At 64.5% G+C, this 18,271-nt stretch carries 11 protein-coding genes; 4 read left to right on the top strand and 7 right to left on the bottom strand.

Annotated elements, in window-relative coordinates; genetic code table 11:
- Positions 1-142: 142 nt before the first annotated feature.
- Positions 143-2,893 (top strand): PAS domain-containing hybrid sensor histidine kinase/response regulator, encoded by a 2,751-nt coding sequence (locus ACW4QM_RS03775; RefSeq protein ID WP_455798204.1) that lies wholly within the window; start codon positions 143-145, stop codon positions 2,891-2,893.
- Positions 2,894-3,117: 224 nt separating this feature from the next.
- Here ACW4QM_RS03775 and leuS read toward each other — a convergent pair whose 3' ends face one another.
- Entirely contained in the window at positions 3,118-5,691 is a 2,574-nt protein-coding gene (gene leuS, locus ACW4QM_RS03770) for a leucine--tRNA ligase (RefSeq protein WP_452039287.1), read from the bottom strand.
- Between the two features lie 361 nt (positions 5,692-6,052).
- Positions 6,053-6,286, bottom strand: coding sequence for a hypothetical protein (locus ACW4QM_RS03765; protein WP_157012408.1), 234 nt, complete (start codon positions 6,284-6,286; stop codon positions 6,053-6,055).
- A gap of 83 nt (positions 6,287-6,369) precedes the next feature.
- On the opposite strand from ACW4QM_RS03765, the gene yihA reads away from it, so the two are divergent.
- A complete protein-coding gene (gene yihA / locus ACW4QM_RS03760) occupies positions 6,370-6,954 on the top strand; it encodes a ribosome biogenesis GTP-binding protein YihA/YsxC (RefSeq protein WP_022740782.1) in 585 nt (194 codons plus the stop codon).
- A gap of 305 nt (positions 6,955-7,259) precedes the next feature.
- On the opposite strand, the gene ACW4QM_RS03755 is transcribed toward yihA, so the two are convergent.
- Positions 7,260-8,249, bottom strand: coding sequence for a TDT family transporter (locus ACW4QM_RS03755; protein WP_455798203.1), 990 nt, complete (start codon positions 8,247-8,249; stop codon positions 7,260-7,262).
- A gap of 211 nt (positions 8,250-8,460) precedes the next feature.
- Between ACW4QM_RS03755 and ACW4QM_RS03750 the strand changes: the two genes are divergently transcribed.
- Positions 8,461-9,342 carry a LysR substrate-binding domain-containing protein gene (locus ACW4QM_RS03750; protein ID WP_452040817.1) on the top strand — a complete coding sequence of 294 codons (882 nt, stop codon included), beginning with the start codon at positions 8,461-8,463 and terminating at the stop codon, positions 9,340-9,342.
- A 101-nt stretch (positions 9,343-9,443) separates the two neighbouring features.
- Here ACW4QM_RS03750 and ACW4QM_RS03745 read toward each other — a convergent pair whose 3' ends face one another.
- Positions 9,444-10,961 (bottom strand): IMP dehydrogenase, encoded by a 1,518-nt coding sequence (locus ACW4QM_RS03745; protein WP_455798202.1) that lies wholly within the window; start codon positions 10,959-10,961, stop codon positions 9,444-9,446.
- 192 nt (positions 10,962-11,153) lie between these two features.
- A complete protein-coding gene (locus ACW4QM_RS03740; protein WP_455798201.1) occupies positions 11,154-12,614 on the bottom strand; it encodes a response regulator transcription factor in 1,461 nt (486 codons plus the stop codon).
- A 215-nt stretch (positions 12,615-12,829) separates the two neighbouring features.
- On the opposite strand from ACW4QM_RS03740, the gene ACW4QM_RS03735 reads away from it, so the two are divergent.
- Complete coding sequence (locus ACW4QM_RS03735) at positions 12,830-14,557, top strand: FAD-binding protein (protein ID WP_237974452.1); 1,728 nt, start codon at positions 12,830-12,832, stop codon at positions 14,555-14,557.
- A gap of 152 nt (positions 14,558-14,709) precedes the next feature.
- Here the strand turns inward: ACW4QM_RS03735 and ACW4QM_RS03730 are convergent, their stop codons facing one another.
- The gene (locus ACW4QM_RS03730; RefSeq protein WP_455798200.1) at positions 14,710-16,443 is read right to left on the bottom strand and encodes an ABC transporter ATP-binding protein; all 1,734 of its coding nucleotides are present in this window, start codon (positions 16,441-16,443) and stop codon (positions 14,710-14,712) included.
- The gene (locus ACW4QM_RS03725) at positions 16,433-18,262 is read right to left on the bottom strand and encodes an ABC transporter ATP-binding protein (protein ID WP_223899874.1); all 1,830 of its coding nucleotides are present in this window, start codon (positions 18,260-18,262) and stop codon (positions 16,433-16,435) included. The genes ACW4QM_RS03730 and ACW4QM_RS03725 overlap by 11 nt, the downstream gene beginning before the upstream one ends.
- Positions 18,263-18,271 lie beyond the last annotated feature (9 nt).

The raw sequence follows: 18,271 nt of genomic DNA, 5'->3' as shown, positions 1-18,271 counted from the left end.
GGGTACACTATAGCAAAAATTCAAACTTGTCCAGTGGTGCGGGAAGTCATCCCTGATAAAGTTGGTATACTACACAAGTTGAGAAACCGTTTCCTCGTTGTTACGGCAACGACACGTTGAGCAACTCCAAAGGACGCGCGCCATGTACCATTGCCCGGTGACTTTCTATCTCGTGGGCCTGCCCGACGAGATCGCACGCATTATCGAAGATGCGCAGCCGCAGCCAAGCTTTACGCACCATTTCACGCGCAGCGATGAGCCCGAAGAGGCGCTCACCGCCCAGGCCAGCGCCATTTTCGCCGATGCCACGGGCCACGATGCCGCCGCCTGGGCCCGCGTCTTCGCCGCTCACCGGCAGGCCACCACAACGGTCACCCTCATCGTCTCCCACGACCAAGCGCCCGCCGTCGAGCCCTACTTCAACGACATCGCCGACCTGTGGATCGCGCCCTTGAGCGCCGCCGAGGCATCCTGGCGCTTCAACCATTGGCAGCGCGCCTGCAAGCGCTACGCCGACTCCTGGGAGACGAGCCAGTATTTGGAAGCCACCATCAACTCTATTCCGTCGCTTGTATGGTACAAGTCCAAGGACGGCATCCACCACAAGGTCAACGACGCCTTCTGCGCCACGGTGAACAAGACCAAAGAACAGGTGCAGGGCCGCGGGCACGCCTACATCTGGGACGTGGAAGCCGACGATCCCGCCTGCATTGAATCGGAGCGCCGGGTCATGGCCGCCAAGTCCACCATTGTCTCGGAGGAGACCGTGCAGACCAGCGATGGCACGCGCCTGCTCACCACGTACAAGTCGCCCCTCTACAACATCGACGGGTCGGTCATGGGCACCGTCGGCGTCGGCATCGACGTCACCCAAGAGCGCGCCTACGAGGATGAGATCGTCGAGAAGAACCACACCATGGAAACTATCTTCACCACCATGGAATGCGGCGTCATCACCCACTCGCTCGACGGCACGCGCCTGCTCGGCATCAACCAGGCGGCGCTGGACATTTTGGGCTACGATTCGGCGGAAGACCTCATGGCCGCCGGCTTCGACATGGTGGCCCCCTCGGTTGTCGACGAGGACGCCGCGAAGATGCGCGAATCAATCGCTACCCTGAAGAACGTCGGCGACTCGGTGGCCACCGAGTACCGCGTGCGCCACAACAACGGCGACATCGTGCACGTCATGGGCAACGTGAAGCTCATCGAAAGCGATGGCGAGCTGCTCTTGCAGCGCTACCTGCTCGATTACACGGACAAGAAGAAGGAAGAAGTGCGCAAGGAGCGCCGCCAGCGCGATCTTATCCAGGCGCTTTCCGAGGACTATCTGCTCGTGTGCTCCTTCAACCTGGACACCAAAGCGGGCGAGGCCCTGCGCGTCAGCGGCGACAGGCTTCGCAAGCTGGACGAGCTGTTCGCCGGCGAACTCAATCTCGACGGGTGTCTTGGCGGATACATCAATGAAGCTGTCGTGGAAGAGGACCAGGCCATGCTGCGCGACGCGCTTTCGGCGGAAAGCCTCATCACGCGCCTGACCGACGAGAGCCGTATCCATGTGAACTATCGCATCAACCACGGCGACGTTACGGAGTACTGCCAGGCCACCGTCGTGCGCGGCGGCGATTGGCCCCAAGCTCACAACATAGTGCTGGGCCTGCGCAGCGTCGACGTGCAGACGCGCGAGGAGATGAAGAAGAAGGCCCTGCTGGAAGAGGCGCTGACCCAGGCCAACAAGGCCAACGCCGCCAAGAGCGCCTTCCTCTCGAACATGTCCCACGACATCCGCACGCCCATGAACGCCATCGTGGGCTTCACCACTCTGGCCGCCAGCCGCCTCGACCAGCCGGAGAAAGTGGAGGAGTACCTGAACAAGATCAAGTCCTCCAGCACGCATCTCTTGAGCCTCATCAACGACATTCTGGACATGAGCCATATCGAGAGCGGCAAGGTGTCCCTGGACGAGCAGCCCTACAACCTCATCGACCTTCTGGACGACCTTTACAGCATCATCCAGGCCGAAACGAGCGCGCGGCAGCTGTACTTCTCCATCAACACTGAAAGCGTGCGCCATGCCGACGTGCGCTGCGACAAGCTGCGCATCAACCAGATTCTCTTGAACCTGCTGGGCAACGCTCTGAAGTTCACGAATCCCGGCGGCTTCATCAAGGTAACGCTGGACGAGCTGCCCGGCGCGCCGGTCGGCTACGGGCGCTACCGCTTCACGGTGTCGGACACGGGCATCGGCATGAGCCCGGAGTTCGTCGAGCACATCTTCGATCCCTTCGAGCGCGAGCGCACTTCCACCATCAGCGGCATCCAGGGCACCGGGCTCGGCATGGCCATCACGAAGAACCTCGTAGACATGATGCACGGCACGATCTCCGTGAAGAGCGCCAAGAACAAGGGCACCGCCTTCACCGTCGAGCTGACCCTGCAGCTGGCCGGCGAGGGAGACGCCGCGACGGCCCAGGCGGCCAAGACCCAGCACGTTGATCCGAGCCACCGGCTGCGCCACAGCCGCATCCTGCTCGTGGACGACAACGACCTGAACCGCGAGATCGCCATCACCCTTCTGGAAGACGAGGGCTTCACCGTGGAATACGCCGTCAACGGCTGCGAGGCGGTGGAGAAGATCATGGACGCGCCGTCGGGGCACTACCAGCTGGTGCTCATGGACGTGCAGATGCCGGTCATGAACGGCTACGAGGCCACCAAGGCCATCCGTCGCCTGAACGACCCCACCCGGGCACAGGTGCCCATTCTCGCCATGACCGCCGACGCCTTTGAAGAGGATCGCCAGAAGGCCCTGCGCAGCGGCATGAACGGCCACCTCACCAAGCCCGTCGAAATCGACAAGCTCTTCAAAGCTTTGGACGAACTGCTCAGCTAGCATCGCTCGCTGCGGGAGGGCGGACCCGCCCGCAGACCTCTGGGCGCCCTGCGGAGAACGCCGTTAGTTAAAGAAATAGCCCCACGTCAGCAGCAAGCGTGCTGGGATGAGGCTATCTTTTGTGCGTTCCTTCCGCTATTTCCTTTAACGGCGTTCGCAGCAGGATAAAGCGCCCAGCGGGCTGCGAGCGGGTTCGCTCTCCCGCAGCCCACGAGGAGTTGCAGCTACACCGCGACGATGTTCACCAGACGCCCGGGGACGTAGACTTCCTTCTTCACCGTCTTGCCCTCAAGGGCGGCGGCCACGGCCTCGCGGGCGGCGGCGAGCACCTCGGGCTCCGGGGCGTCGGCGGCCACGGTCACACGACCCTTGATCTTGCCGCAAATCTGCACGGCCAGCTCCACCTCGTCGGCGCGGGCCTGGTCGGGGTCGTATTCCGGCCACGGCTGGTCGTAGACGAAGCCCTCGCGGCCCAGCGCCTCGCGCCACAGCTCGTCGGCCAAATGGGGTGTGAACGGCGCCACGAGCTTCACGAGCACCTCGGCCACTTCCGCATCGAGCGCGCGGTGGTCCTCGCAAGCGGCGCGGTCATCGGGGCTCGCCGCACGCAGGTACTCGCCGGCGGCGTTCGACAGCTCCATGATGGCGGCGATGGCGGTGTTGAAGTTGTTGCGCTCGATGTCGGCCGACACCTTCTCCACCACGCGATGGCGCTCGCGGACGAGCTTCTTCGCCGCAGCGACCGCGGCCTCGTCGGCCGGCTTCTGAGCGAACAGCGTTTCGTCGCCGGCCTTGCCGCACAAGTCGTGCACCTGGCGCCACAGACGGTTCAGGAACTTGTACATGCCCGGCAGGCCGTCCTCGTTCCACAGCTTCTCCTTCTCGGGCGGCCCCAAAAACAGGATGTAGGCGCGCACGGCGTCGGCGCCATATTCGGCGATCATCTCCTCGGGCGAGACCACGTTGCCCTTCGACTTGCTCATCACATCGCCGTGGGCGTCGAGCACCATGCCCTGGCACAAAAGGTTCGTGAAGGGCTCGTCGAAGTCGAGCAGGCCGCAGTCGCGCAGCACCTTCGTGAAGAAACGGCTGTAGAGCAGGTGCAGGATGGCGTGCTCGATGCCGCCGATGTACTGATCGACGGGCATCCAGGCGTTGGTCTTTTCCGGATTGAAGGGGGCGTGCACGTTGTGCGGGTCGGTGTAGCGCATGTAGTACCAGCTGGAGCACGTGAAGGTGTCCATGGTGTCGGTCTCGCGCTTGGCCGGGCCGCCGCAAACCGGGCAGGTGGTGTTCACGAACCCGGCATGGGTGGCCAGCGTCTCGCCGGCGGCCAGATCGATGTCCTCGGGCAGGCGCACGGGCAGATCTTCCTCGGGCACGGGCACCACGCCGCACTTCTCGCAGTGGATGGCGGGGATGGGGTTGCCCCAATAGCGCTGGCGGGAGATGAGCCAGTCGCGCAGGCGGAACTCCACGGTGCGCTTGCCTCGGCCCATTTCTTCCAGCGCGGCCACGATGGCCGCTTCGCCCTCGGAGTGCTTGCCGCCGCGCATGCCCGTGTAGGGACCGGATTGCACGAGGATGCCCTCGGCGGCATAGGCCTCCGGCCAGTCGACTGTGGTCACTTCACGGCCCTGCTCGTCTTTGAGCTGCGGGTACAGCGGATCGTCCTCGGGCAGGATGATGGGGATGATGGGCAGATCGTACTTGCGGGCGAACTCGAAATCGCGCTGGTCGCCGCAGGGCACGGCCATGACGGCGCCGGTGCCGTAGTCGGCCACGATGTAGTCGCCCACCCACACGGGCACCTTCTCGCCGTTGATGGGGTTCACCACGTAGCGGCCCGTGAACGCGCCGTGCTTCTCGTGGTCACCCTGGGCTCGCTGGACGGCGGTCACCTTCTTGGCGGCTTCCACCAACTCCATGACCGGCGCCTCATATTCGGTGCCTTCCACGAGGCCGTGCAGCAGCTTGCTTTCCGGCGCCAGCAGGAAGAAGCTGCAGCCGAACAGCGTGTCGGCGCGCGTGGTGAACACAGTGATGATGTCGTCTTCCGTGGGATTCTCCGGCGCGTTGCCGTCGCGGTCGCACAGGATGAAGTCCACGTTGGCGCCCTCGGAGCGGCCGATCCAGTTGGCCTGCTGCTGCTTCACGCGCTCGGGCCAGCCTTCCAGCTGGTCGAGGTCGTCCAGCAGCTCCTGGGCGTAGTCGGTGATCTTGTAGTACCACTGGGTGAGGTCGCGCTTCTCCACCTCGGAGTCGCATCGCCAGCAGCGGCCCTCGATGACCTGCTCGTTGGCGAGCACGGTGCCGCAGCTCGGACACCAGTTCACCGGCGAGTTGCGACGCTCCACGAGACCACGCTCCCAGAACTTCAGGAAGATCCACTGGCCCCAGCGGTAGTACTCCGGATCGCACGCCACCACCTTGCGATCCCAGTCGTAGGAAAAGCCCATGCGGGAGAAGCTCTTCTTCTGGGTCTCGATGTTCTCGTAGGTCCAGATGGCCGGATGGCTGTGATGCTTGATGGCGGCGTTCTCCGCCGGCAGACCGAAGGCGTCCCAGCCCATGGGGTGCAGCACGTCGAAGCCCTGCATCTTGGAGTAGCGGGCCACCACGTCGCCATAGGTGTAGTTGCTCGCATGCCCCATGTGCATGTCGCCGGAGGGATACGGGAACATCTCCAGGACATACTTCTTGGGCGCATCGGAATTCTCCGGCACCGTGTACAGCCCGGCCTCTTCCCAGGCCAACTGCAAACGGGGCTCGATCTCATGGGGATTGTAGGCTTTCATGGCACTCCCTCGAAAACGTGGCTTTCGACCGCGCGCATTCCCCGCGGCCGCGAGTTGATTTCCCCATTATAGCCATGATGCGCTCTTGGAAAAGGGGCACCAGCGCCCGACCGCGCCCCTCACGGGATAGACGGACGAGCCAGAAAACCTATCACCCGATTTCGGGCGTTTTTTTCGACTTGTTAGACATGCCCGATGCGCACTACGATCCTTTCGAAGGCGACCGCTAACGAATCGCGATAACTTGCGGCGAAAACACGCCGGCGCTCTCGCTGACTATTGCAGCGGGCATCTAACAAGTCGGAAAATCCGCCCGACGGCAACCTGCAGATCTTCTGGAACCACACCGCTATGTCAAAAGTTAGCGCACACGGCGCAGGGAGGCGCCGCAGTTCCAGCAGGTTTCTCGGGAACCGTCGTTGTCAGCAGCACACACGGAACAGATGCGGCGCCCCAGCGGCACCTCCTCGGGCGTTGCGCCAGGCAGGGGCACGTCGGCCTCCTCATCGGCCAAGCGCGCCATGGCGGCGCGGATGCCCTGCACGCCCGTGATGTGCGCCACTTCCAGCGCATCTTTCCTATGATTTGCCGTCATTTCCGCGCCCCTTCGCCCTTCGACCGTCCAATTCAAGTACCATGATAGCGAAATACCGCGATCCCCTCCGCGAAGGAGCACCCATGAACTTCCACAACGCATCGTTTAAAGCCGCTTACGGCACCTCGGAGCAGCTGCCAGCATCCACAGGTCCCGAGGTTTCCTTCGCGGGGCGCTCGAACGTGGGCAAGTCGTCGCTACTCAACAAGCTCATGTACCGCAAGGGCCTGGCGAAGGTGTCGTCCACGCCGGGCAAGACGGCCACCATCAACTTCTACGATGTGGACGGTCACGATCTCGTGGACCTGCCCGGCTACGGCTACGCGAAAGTGTCGAAAGCAGAAAAGGGCCGGTGGAGCGAGCTCATCGAGGGCTACTACAATCAAGATCGCGACTTCGCACTCGTGGTGTCGCTCATCGACATCCGCCACGAGCCCTCGGCGCTCGACCGCAACATGGTTCAGTTTCTCATGGACGCCGAGCTTCCCTTCGCCATCGCGCTGACCAAGGCAGACAAGCTATCGAAGCAGCAGCAGATGAAGCAGCGCGCCGCCATCAAGAAGGCGCTCAAGCTGCCGGGTGGCGTACCCATGGTGGTGACGTCGTCGGAGAAGGGCGACGGCATCGACGAGCTGCGCGCCCTCATCAACCGCGCCATCGAGAGATAAGGGCCGCAAGCCCCGAAGTTAACGCTGCGTAGTAAGCCCGCGCAAGGAGAAGAAGCTCGACTCGCAATAAAACATGGCGGGATTTCCTGATTTCCACGCTCATGCATGCTCAACGAGATGGAAATCGGGAAATCGCGGCGATGCCGAGGACGCTGCCGATGGAAATCGGGAAATCCCGCCACAAACGAAACTCCTCTCCCAAAAAGGAGAGCGCCCCAGTGGAGGAACCGGGGCGCCGAGGAGAGGAGGGGCCGTCGTCGGCCAGAGCAGGGCATCGAGCCGACGAGGCGATAGGTGTTCAAACGTTATTCGGTAACCTCGACGGTGAGAGCCGCAGGAACCTCGGGACGCGCCTTCGGGGCCTTGGCAGCCTTCGGCGTGCCGAAGAAGAACTTCATGAAGTGCACGAAGACGTAGGCGACCATCACGGCGGCGAACAGCGTCTCCACGGCGATGAGGGCCTCGATCGCCGGAAGCGCCGGGATGGAGTAGCCGGCAGCGTAGAGAGCCTGCACGCCCTTGCCGAGCGCCATCGCGGAGATGACGAAGGGGAAGGTCATGGCCGCGTAGCTCGGATAGAACTGCAGGGCGAGGAACTTCGGCACCCGGGTGACGACGCCGACGAGCATCAGCTGGCCGAGGCCCATGAGCACGGCCACGAACACCGGGTTCGGATCAGGCATAACCGACAGATAGCCCACCAGCGACAGACCCATAGGAGCAGCATAGATGCAGAACAGGGGACGAGCGCCTTCGGGGATCTCATGCTTGATGTAGCGCATCGTCACCACGGCGAGCAGCACGAGATAGCAGGCGAAGCCGAACCAGAAAATACCCTGGCCGAAGGCCTCGGCGCCGAAGACGGGAGACGTTACAGCCGCCACGATGATACCCACGTAGCAAATGAAGTACGTGGGGAAGACCTCGGTGAGCTTGAAGCGGCGGATATAGTACAGGGTGAACCACGCCATCAGCACGAAGTGACCCGCCACGGCCGCGCACCACAGCCCGAAGGCCGGCACGATAGCCGCGGGAGCAAGGTAGCCAGCCAGCTGCATCAGCGTCATGAAGAACGTGGCGGAAACGCTTGCGAAAACGGAGTTCTTCATGTCCTCGCGAAGCATGGAGGGGAACATGATCAGCTTGGCGACGAGCATAGCCACCAAGAAGAGGGACAACGCCCCACAAGCAATGTGGGCGATCTCGGCATAGGGTTGAAGCAAGTTGCCCAAAGCGGCCAGGCCCAAGGCCACGCCCGCTGTGGGGATGGGTACTTTCTTGATAATGTCGCGCATAGAGCACCTTTCGTCGGGGCCTTTGGAGCCGGAAATGTCTCGACCACGAATCGCCGGAGATAACGCAACGACCCGCAGGAGTAGGATGGCTTTATTATGCGCGGTTTCTTACCAAAAGAAAACTTATATATCATTATGTAGCCATTAGCGAAGTTTATTGATATGCTACCCGAGCCCCTCAGGAACCACCGCACCCATCGAAGGAGGCGCCATGCAAGATTTCCGCGTAAAGACCTTCCTCACCGTATGCCGCACCCTGAACTACACCCGAGCCGCCGAGGAGCTGGCTCTCACCCAGCCGGCCGTCTCCCAACACATCACGTACCTGGAGCGCGAGTACGGCGCGAAGCTGTTCACCTACCATCGCAAAAAACTGGAGCTGACGCCGGCGGGACGTGTTTTGCGCGACGGGCTGGCCACCATGGCCCACGACGACGTGCTGTTGCACGAACGCATCGAGGAGGTGGCCCATGGCGCCACGGTCAAGCTGCGCATCGGCATGACGCTGACCGCCGGCGAGTACGTGGTGGCCCGGCCCCTCGCCCGCTGCCTGGCTGCTCGGCCCGACATCCAGGTCACCGTGCGCTCGGGCGGAACGCAGCGTTTGTTGGAGCTCCTCGATGCCGGGACCATCGATTGCGCCTTCGTGGAAGGCCTCTTCGACAAGGCCCGCTACGCCTCGCGGCCCTTCTCTGCCGAACGGCTGGTGCCCATTTGCGCGGCCGAGCATCGCTTCCCGCGTACGCCGCGCACCCTGGAAGACCTCTTGGGCGAACGGCTCATTCTGCGCGAGGAGGGCAGCGGCAGCCGCAACGTTCTCACCCACGCCCTTGCCCAGCGCAACCTCTCGCCTGCCTCTTTCGCCGACCACTTCGTCGTGGAAAGCCTCGACATCATCAAGATATTCGTGGAGGCCGACTTAGGTATCTCCTTCGTCTACGAAGCTGCCGTGCAGCGGGAGGTGCAGGAGGGAACGGTGCGCGTTATCCCGCTTTCCGATGCGGGCATCTTCCACGACATCAGTTTCGTGTACCTGCGCGACAGCTTGTACGAGCAGGATATGGAAGATCTTTTCGAAGCGCTCAAAGTATAGCTTCCATCCCACCCCCACAAAAAAGGCGCTCCGCGTTGTCGCGAAGCGCCTTTCGGCAATCCCAGAGTTTGGCGATGCGCCTGCGCGCCGCCAAGCGAGTCCTAGCGGGTGTTGCTCGCGTAGGGAGCCTTGTCCTTCAGCAACACGTCGTGGGCGCCGCCCTCTACGATGGAGGTGGCGGACACCAGCGTGAGCTTCGCCTTGTCCTGGAACTCGGGGATGGTGAGCGCGCCGCAGTTGCACATGGTGCTCTTCAGCTTCAGCAGGGTGATGGCCATGTTGTCCTTCAGGCTACCGGCGTAGGGCACGTACGAATCGACGCCCTCCTCGAAGGACAGCGACTTCTTGCCACCCAAATCGTAGCGGCCCCAATTTCGGGCGCGGGCGCTCCCCTCGCCCCAGTACTCCTTCATGTAGGTGCCGTTCACCATGACCTTGGCCGAAGGGCTCTCGTCGAAGCGGGCGAAGTAGCGGCCCAGCATGACGAAGTCGGCGCCCATGGCCAACGCGAGCGAGATGTGGTGGTCGTAGACGATGCCGCCGTCGGAGCAGATGGGCACGTAGACGCCGGTCTCGCGGAAGTACTCGTCGCGGGCCTTCGCCACTTCGATGGTCGCGGTGGCCTGGCCGCGGCCGATGCCCTTGGTCTCGCGGGTGATGCAGATGGAGCCGCCGCCGATGCCGATCTTCACGAAGTCAGCGCCCGCATCGGCGAGGAAGCGGAAGCCCTCGGCGTCCACCACGTTGCCCGCGCCGATCTTCACATCGTTGCCGTAGTGCTCACGCACCCACTCGATGGTCATCTTCTGCCAGTCGGAATAGCCCTCGGAGCTATCGATGCACAGCACGTCGGCGCCGGCCTCGACAAGCGCCGGCGCACGCTCGGCGTAGTCGCGGGAGTTGATGCCCGCGCCCACCATGTAGCGCTTGTGGGCGTCCAAAAGCTCGTCGGGATTGGACTTGTGGGAGTCGTAGTCCTTGCGGAACACGAGCGCCACCAGATGGTCGTCCGCATCCACAATGGGCAGCGAGTTCAGCTTGTGATCCCAGATGATGTCGTTGGCGGCCTTCAGAGAGGTGCCATCCGGAGCCACCACGAGCTTCTCGCGCGGCGTCATGAAGTCGGCCACCTTCTCGTCCATGGACATGCGGGAGAGGCGGTAGTCGCGCTCGGTCACGATGCCGAGCAGCTTGCCGTGGGCGCTTCCGTCGTCGGTGACGGGCATGGTGGAGTGGCCGTACTGCTCCTTCAGAGCCACTACCTGCTCGAGCGTCATGTCGGGGGAAAGGTTTGCGTCGGAGGTGACGAAGCCGGCCTTGTAGTCCTTCACGCGGGCCACCATGGCGGCCTCGTCCTCGATGGATTGGTTGCCGTAGATGAACGACAGACCGCCCTCGGTGGCGAGCGCCACGGCCATCTTGTCGTCGGACACGGCGGCCATGATGGCGGAAACCATCGGCACGGAAAGCGAGAGCGGGCACTCCTCCTCGCCCTTGCGGTACTTCACCAGCGGGGTCTTCAGGCTGACGCGCGCCGGAATGCAATCGGCCGGCGTATGGCCCGGAACCAGCAGGTACTCGTTGAATGTGCGGGACGGTTCATCGAAATAGTAGGCCACGGCTGCGCTCCTTCTTCCACTCGGTGCCCTAACGGGGACGGGCGGCCGTCGGTGCCACGACGACCAAGTGTTTCAACCCACGCTCCCCGCAATGAGTAATTGACTCATTATAGGCCGAGACGGGACCTGGTGCCAGACCCGCCGCAGACCCGCCCCATTTTTTCGGCAGCGGTCGAAGGCGCGGCGGCCAGACTACGCCTCATGGGCGCCGGCCGTTTCCTCCACAAGCTGGATGAGTTCCTCGCGGGAGTTGATGCCGAGCTTGCGGTACATGTTGCGCAGATGGGTGCACACGGTGTGCTCGGAGATGCAGAGAAGGTCGGCCACATAGGCGGGGCGATGGCCGCGGGCGATGTAGGGCAGGATCTCGCGCTCGCGGGCCGACAGATTGCGCTTGTCGGCAAGTGCGGCGCACACCCCATCGTAGTCGAGCGGTTGAGCCGAATCGCGGGAGGCTCTCTCCCTGAGGTCTTCAGCGCCATCCGTTTCTCGGAACATCCGATAGTAGTCTGCAAGCGGGGAGATGAGTATATACACGAAATAGGCCATGGCGCAGACCAGGAGCACCGCCCCCATCGTATCATCTTGGGGAACCAGCTGGGCGAGATTGGAACCTACGAGCACTGCCACACTCGTCATGGCGCACAGAGCCGCCCCCACGACCACCGGGGAGAACTCGCCGGCCCGCGCAACGGCGGCGAGCGACGCCAAGGCCAGAAGCGCCACAGTCGCCATGACGCTGTGAGAAACGAGGAACCCCAAGCTGAAGGACATGGTGCCGACGGGAAAGCTGCTCAGCACGATGAAGATCGCCGCTGCTACCGGCAGTAGCACCCGGTAGATTGTCGCCAGGGAGAAGCCGGGCCAGAACCGGGCTAGCACGACGGCCAGTACCGCCGCCACAATCACCGAGGAGGCTCCGATGTGCTCGTAGCCCATGAACACAAATCCACGGGCGCTCATGACGAAGAGGAACAGGCACAGCCCCAGACAGGGGTTGAAGACCATAGTGCGCATCGAGTCCCACAGATGCTCCACCGGGGCATCCTGTTCCACCGCATTATCCCCAACTACCGACTCTTCCGATTCGACAGAGCTGCGAAGCGAGTCGATCGCAGGCGCTACCGCACCTGCCAGGGCGAAGGCCATGAAAGCGCTGAGCGGCTGGGGCAGAACGTCCATCTCGAAGCCGAGCCCTGCCAAAGCCGCTGCCCCACAGGCGATGCCGAGGCCCACCAACGAGCGCCTCAGGCCGAAGCGCGCCAGCAGGCGACACCAACCCACCACGACAACGGCGAGACCCGCACCGATGGCAGCCCCCATCACTGCCGCGCCGAAAGCGCTGACAGGCACGTCGGCCCCTTGAATCACCGCATACAGGCAGAGGCCCATTCCATAGACCAGGGCTCCGGCCACAGCGAGCGGCTTGGGAACGCGCGCCGTCCCGCGGGCCATGGATCCGAGCCCCAACGCCAAGGACGCCATGAACCCTGCGACGCATAGGCCGTCCACGACGGCGACCTCAAGGACACGGTCAAACGATATTTGCGCGAACAGGCATGAGTCCCACAGCCCCAAGGGGCATGATAGGAAAAAGGACCCGAACGATAGGAACTGAGCCGCGGTGCGGGCGGCCTCGCTTTGACGGATCATGAAGTCCCTCCTCTTCATCGGCGTCGTCCCAGCACCCACACTCTACCCGATTACTCCAAAACGCCAAGGCCTCTACCAGGAAATACCCCGTTTTCGTTAGAGCTTTACCTGATTTCGAGTATGGGCGGCGAGCGTCTGTTCCCCGAAGATGAAAAGCACAAGAGGCGCCCGAACCATCGACACCTCGACCGTCTCACACCCAAGGAGGGAATCACATGGAAAACACCCAGGGCTTCACGCGCCGCAACTTCCTGAAGGGGGCCGGCCTCGGCGCGGCCGGTCTCGCCGCCGTCGGCCTCGCCGGCTGCTCCCCGTCGCAGAGCGCGGGCTCGTCCGCATCCGGCACCGCATCGTCGGGTACCGCTTCCAGCACCGCCGCCACGAGCTGGCGCACGGCCCCCGAGCCCATCGCCGAGGGCGACATCGCCGAGACCGCCGAGTGCGACGTACTCGTCATCGGGCTGAGCTTCTCCGGCTGCTCCGCCTTCCGCGCCGCCGCCGAGAGCGGGGCGAAGGTCATCGCCATGGAGGCCCATCCCGAGGACAACCACCCTTGCATGGGCATGGGGCACTTCGGCCACATCAACTCCGAATTCCTCAAAGAGCGCGGCGTTGACGGCGTGGATCCCATCGAATTTCTGAACAACTGGCAGCTGCGCGCCGCCAACCGCTCTAACGTCTCGCTGGCCCGCAAGTTCACCACCACCTGCGGCGAGGCCTTCGATTGGTACATCGATTGCCTGACCGACGAGGAGCGCGACGCCCTGGAGATCCAGTTCTACCCCACCGATGAGGCCTACACCACCTTCAAGAACGGCCTGGGCACCTACATCGGCACAGCCTCCACGATGCCCGTGCAGGAGAAGATCCTCGCCAACTTGCTGCAGGTGGGCCTTGATGCCGGCGCCCAAATCTACTGGGGCTGCCCGGCGCGCCAGTTTCTCACCGCCGACGACGGCCGCGTCACCGGCGCCGTCGGTCAGAAGGAGGACGGCAGCTACGTGCAGGTGAACGCCGCCAAGGGCGTCATCGTCTGCGCCGGCGACTACTCCGCCAACCCCGAGATGGCCAAGGAGTTGCTCTCCCAGATCACCAACATGATCGGCGAGGATGGCCAGATCGTCACCTCGGGCTATGAGGGCGACGGCCTGAAGCTGTGCTACTGGGCCGGCGGCCAGCTCGACCCCTACCAGTCCTCCATGGGCGGCGACTACTACTACCCCTGCGACAGCCCCGCAGACCCGCTCGGCTCCGCCGCGTCGCTGTGGATCAACGCCGACGGCAAGCGCTACTGCAACGAAGGCTTTGGGTTCATGGAATGGGCGGCCTACGCCGGCGCCCTGCAGCCTGCGGGCAAGATCGCCAACGTCTTCGACAGCAACTACGAGGCGCTGATCAAGGCCCAGCCCGCCTGCCACATGGGCATCGACTACCCCAACGGCGGCATGGACGGCCTGCCCGCCATCCTGGAGGCTGCCGTCGCGGGCGGCCCGGAAGGCTCCGGCCCCGATTCCAACCCCGTCGTGTACGCCGCCAACGACTACGAGACCCTGGGCGGATATTTGGGCTACGAGGGCGAGGCCCTGGACAACTTCGTGGCGTCCATCGAGCGCTACAACGAGCTGTGCGCCACCGGCCTCGACGAGGACTTCGGTAAGGAGAAGTCGCTCATGTTCGCGGTGAACCAGCCGCCCTACTACGCCTATGCCGGCGAGAAGACCTTGGGCGGCATGCTCTGCAACACTTCGGGCGTGGCCATCGACGAGAACGGCCAGGTGCTCGCTCGCGAGACCTTCCGCCCCATCCCGGGCCTGTTCGCCGCTGGCAACACAGCGGGCAGCCGCTTCGGCATTCAGTACACCACGGCCCTGTGCGGCGTATCCATCGCCTTCGCCGTCACCCAGGGCAAGTTCACCGGCGAGTACGTGGCCTCCCTCGCCTAGCCATCCCGCTTACTCCTGCCCGGCGATAACCTCCCTCCCACTTATCGCCGGGCGCCTTCACCCCCAAGGGCCCGCAGCTTCCGCCGCGGGCCCTTGCTGTTAGAGGCAGATATGCCGCAGAGGGTGAACGGAAAAGGCAGATACGCCCTGTCTTACAACTTCCAATCGGCGGCTTGGCCTTGGAGGGAGGCCATGCGGGCGAACAGGCCGCCGGCCGCGAGCAGTTCGGCGGGAGTGCCGTCTTCGGCGACGCGGCCCTCGGCGAGGACCACCACGTGGTCGGCGCCCATGACCGTGCGCATGCGGTGGGCGATGACGAGCACCGTCTTGCCCACGAGCAACCGGGAGAGCGCCTGCTGCACCGCCGACTCGTTCTCCACGTCCAGCGAGGCCGTGGCCTCGTCCAGAAGCACGATGGGGGCGTCTTTCAGAATGGCCCGGGCGATGGAGATGCGTTGGCGCTCGCCGCCGGAGAGCAGAGCGCCGTTCTCGCCGATGGGCGTGGCGTAGCCCTGGGGCATCTTCTGCACGAACTCGTCGCAGTTGGCCGCCCGGGCCGCCGCCAGCACCTCCTCGTCGGTGGCGTCGCGCCGCCCGAGGCGGATGTTCTCCATCACGGTGCCGTTGAACAGCACCACGTCTTGGAACACCTCGGTGTAATCGGTGAGCAGCGTCTCCGGGTCGATGCCGGAGACGTCCACGCCGCCCACGGTGACCGCGCCCTCGCCCACATCCCAGAAGCGCGCCGCCAGCTTGGCCGCCGTGGACTTGCCGGAACCGGACGGCCCCACCAGGGCAGTGACCTCCCCTTCCCGGGCCGTGAAGCTCACGGAGCTGAGCACGGGACCCCCGTCGTCGTAGGCGAAGGTCACGTCGTCGAACACGATGTCGTGACCCTGGGGGTTGAAGGTAAGCTCCCCCGTCTGCGCCGGCTCGCCCTCGATGGCCTTCATGCGGGCGAGCGACTGGGTCATGTCGATGAGCTCGGCCACCGACTGCAGAATGAGGCCGATGGGGTCGTACAGACGCGTGACCACCAGCACGAAGCAGAAGAACACGAGCAGGCTGCACTGGCCGGCGGCCACGAGCGCCGTGCCGACGAGGATGGTGGTCACGATGCCCAGGCGCAGCAGCGTCTGGGTGCAGACGACCGCCGTGCCCGTCACCAGCTCTGAGGCCAGCTTCGCCCGCTCGAAGGCGTCCACGTCATCGTTCAGGCGGCCCAAGAAGTCGTCGGCGCGGTTCAAGGCGCGCACCTCGCGGTTCGATTCCAAGTACTCCTGGATGTCGTCGGCAAGCGCCAGGGCGGCGGCGTTCTTGCCCCGGGTCTTCGCCGTTTGGGCGCGGCTCGTCGCCAGCAGGATCAGCAGAGCCACGGGCACCGGCCACAGCGACGCGCAGGCGAGCCGCCAGTCGAAGACGAGCAGCATGACGGCGACGATCACCGTGGAGATGCCCGTGCCGAAGGCCTGGGGCATGGTGTGGCTGAACAGGCGCTCCTGGTCGGCGGCGTCCTTCATGATCACCGTGGTGAGATCGGCCAGATCGCGCTTGCCGAAAAACGACAGCGGCAGCACACGCAGCCGCTCGGCCAGGCCGATACGCTTGCGGGCGCTCTCCTGGTACACCACGCTGTAGGTGGCGTGGTACTCCCAATACTGGGTGGCGAACACCGCCGCCAGCACCACCGCGATGAGCGCCAGGTAGGGCCAAAGGGTCGGCAGCGGCACCGCCCCGTCTTCCCAGTGGGCCAGAAACTCGCCGGTCACAAGGTAGAACACCCCGACGGGGAACATGAGCACGAGGTTGGCCAAGGCGCAGACGAGCGCGCCTTTCCGCAGCGAGCGGGCGCCTTCCTCGGTCAGGGCCAGACGATCACGCAGCATGGGCGCTCCCTCCCGCGATCTTCCATTGGGCGGCCTGGCAGTAGTTCTTCCACAGGCGCGCGTAGGTGCCGCCGCGGGCCAGCAGCTCGTCGTGGGTGCCGCGCTCCACGATGGCGCCGTCGTCCACCACGGCGATGAGGTCGGCGTCCACCACCGTGGACAGCCGGTGCGCGATCATGAGCACCGTCTTGCCGGCGGCCAGGCGCCCCAGGGCCTGCTGGATGAGGGCCTCGTTCTCGGGGTCGGCGAAGGCCGTGGCCTCGTCGAGCACCACCACGGGCGCGTCCTTCAAAATGGCGCGGGCGAGCGCGATGCGCTGGCACTCCCCGCCCGACAGGTACACGCCGTCCGCGCCCACGCGGGTGGCAAGCCCCTCGGGGAACTTCGCGATGATGTCGTCGCACTGGGCCGCCCGGGCCGCCGCGGCCACGTCCTCGTCGCTGGCATCGGGGCGCCCCATGCGGATGTTGTCGGCCAAGGTGCCCTTGAACAGGCGATCGTTTTGGAACACGAAGGCCACAGTGTCCATGAGCTCGGCAGCGGGAATGCGCCGCACATCGGCGCCGCCCACCGCGACCACGCCCTCCTGCGGATCCCAAAAGCGCGGCACCAAGCTCGCCAGCGTGCTCTTGCCGCCGCCGGAGGGCCCGACGAGCGCCACCGTGGCGCCAGCCGGCACCGTGAGGCTCACGTCGCGCAGGGCCGGGCGCGCCGAGCCGGGGTAGGCGAAGGTCACGTTCTCAAGCGCCACCTCAGTGCCCGCCGGGTGCGCCGCGGCCCCTTCGGCGACCTCTTCCATGGGCGCCACGGCCAGAATCTCGTTCACCCGGCGCATGGAGTCCTCGGCCATCATGAGCGCCTCGGAGGAGTACATCACCTTGCTCATCACCGTGGTGGTGAAGGCCGAGAAGATGACGTAGAACAAAAAGTCGGTGAGGAAGCGGCCGAAGTCGCCCGCGCCCGCCGCCAGCAAAATGGCCGCCGGCACGAGCACCACGAAGGTGCCGTTGATGGCTGTGAGCTGCACCACCTGGGGCAGGCGGCAGAAGTTCACGTAGTTGGTGGCCATGTCGCGGTAGTCGACGATGGCCGCGTGGAAGGCCCGAAACGAGTGCACCGTCTGCTGGAACACCTTCACCACGGGAATGCCGCGCACGTACTCGGTGGCCGCCGTGGACATGCGGTTTAGGGCCTCCTGGTAGCGTTGCATGAAGTAGCGGCCGCCCTCGGGCACGTCGCGGCCCATCATCCACCACATGGCGAACAGCGACACCGCCACGGGGATGAGGCACACGAGTCCCATGACCCAGTCGAACAGGAACATGGCCACCAGATAGGCCACCGGTGCCGTAATGGAAGCGATGAAGTCGGGCATCTTGTGGGCGATGACGTCCTCGGTCTGCCCGGCGCAGCCGTCGATGATGCGGCGCAGACGGCCCGAGGCGTTCGCGTCGAAATAGCCGAGCGGCACCTTCGCCACATGGGCCAGGCACGCCTTGCGCATGTTGGCGGCCACGCGGAAGGCGGCCGTGTGGGTGAGCATGAGGCCGGCGAAGTAGCACAGCGCCCCTAGCACGGCCGCCCCGAAGGCGAGCCACGCCCACAGCGTGGCGTCGGTGGCCTCCTCGAAATGGGGCGCTACGGCCACGAAGTCGCGCAGCACGAACCACACGAGCACGAGCGGCACCACCGTAAGGATGCCGTTGACCGCCGCCAGCGCCGAGCCCGCGAAGGCGAGCCAGCGCCGCGACCCGGCGAATTGCAGCAGCTGCATCACGGCGTTGCCGCCCTGGGGCCGCTTATCCTGTTCCGTCGCCATCGCTTCCCC

The sequence above is a fragment of the Adlercreutzia sp. CNCM I-6207 genome (assembly GCF_977072305.1).
Note: the sequence above shows the minus strand (reverse complement) of the source record. Positions and strands in the feature narration are given on the sequence as shown.

Coding starts and splice junctions, on each gene's coding strand:
- ACW4QM_RS03775 (WP_455798204.1), top strand. CDS start 143: ATGTACCATTGCCCGGTGACTTTCTATCTCGTGGGCCTGCCCGACGAG.
- leuS (WP_452039287.1), bottom strand. CDS start 5,691: ATGAAAGCCTACAATCCCCATGAGATCGAGCCCCGTTTGCAGTTGGCC.
- ACW4QM_RS03765 (WP_157012408.1), bottom strand. CDS start 6,286: ATGACGGCAAATCATAGGAAAGATGCGCTGGAAGTGGCGCACATCACG.
- yihA (WP_022740782.1), top strand. CDS start 6,370: ATGAACTTCCACAACGCATCGTTTAAAGCCGCTTACGGCACCTCGGAG.
- ACW4QM_RS03755 (WP_455798203.1), bottom strand. CDS start 8,249: ATGCGCGACATTATCAAGAAAGTACCCATCCCCACAGCGGGCGTGGCC.
- ACW4QM_RS03750 (WP_452040817.1), top strand. CDS start 8,461: ATGCAAGATTTCCGCGTAAAGACCTTCCTCACCGTATGCCGCACCCTG.
- ACW4QM_RS03740 (WP_455798201.1), bottom strand. CDS start 12,614: ATGATCCGTCAAAGCGAGGCCGCCCGCACCGCGGCTCAGTTCCTATCG.
- ACW4QM_RS03735 (WP_237974452.1), top strand. CDS start 12,830: ATGGAAAACACCCAGGGCTTCACGCGCCGCAACTTCCTGAAGGGGGCC.
- ACW4QM_RS03730 (WP_455798200.1), bottom strand. CDS start 16,443: ATGCTGCGTGATCGTCTGGCCCTGACCGAGGAAGGCGCCCGCTCGCTG.
- ACW4QM_RS03725 (WP_223899874.1), bottom strand. CDS start 18,262: ATGGCGACGGAACAGGATAAGCGGCCCCAGGGCGGCAACGCCGTGATG.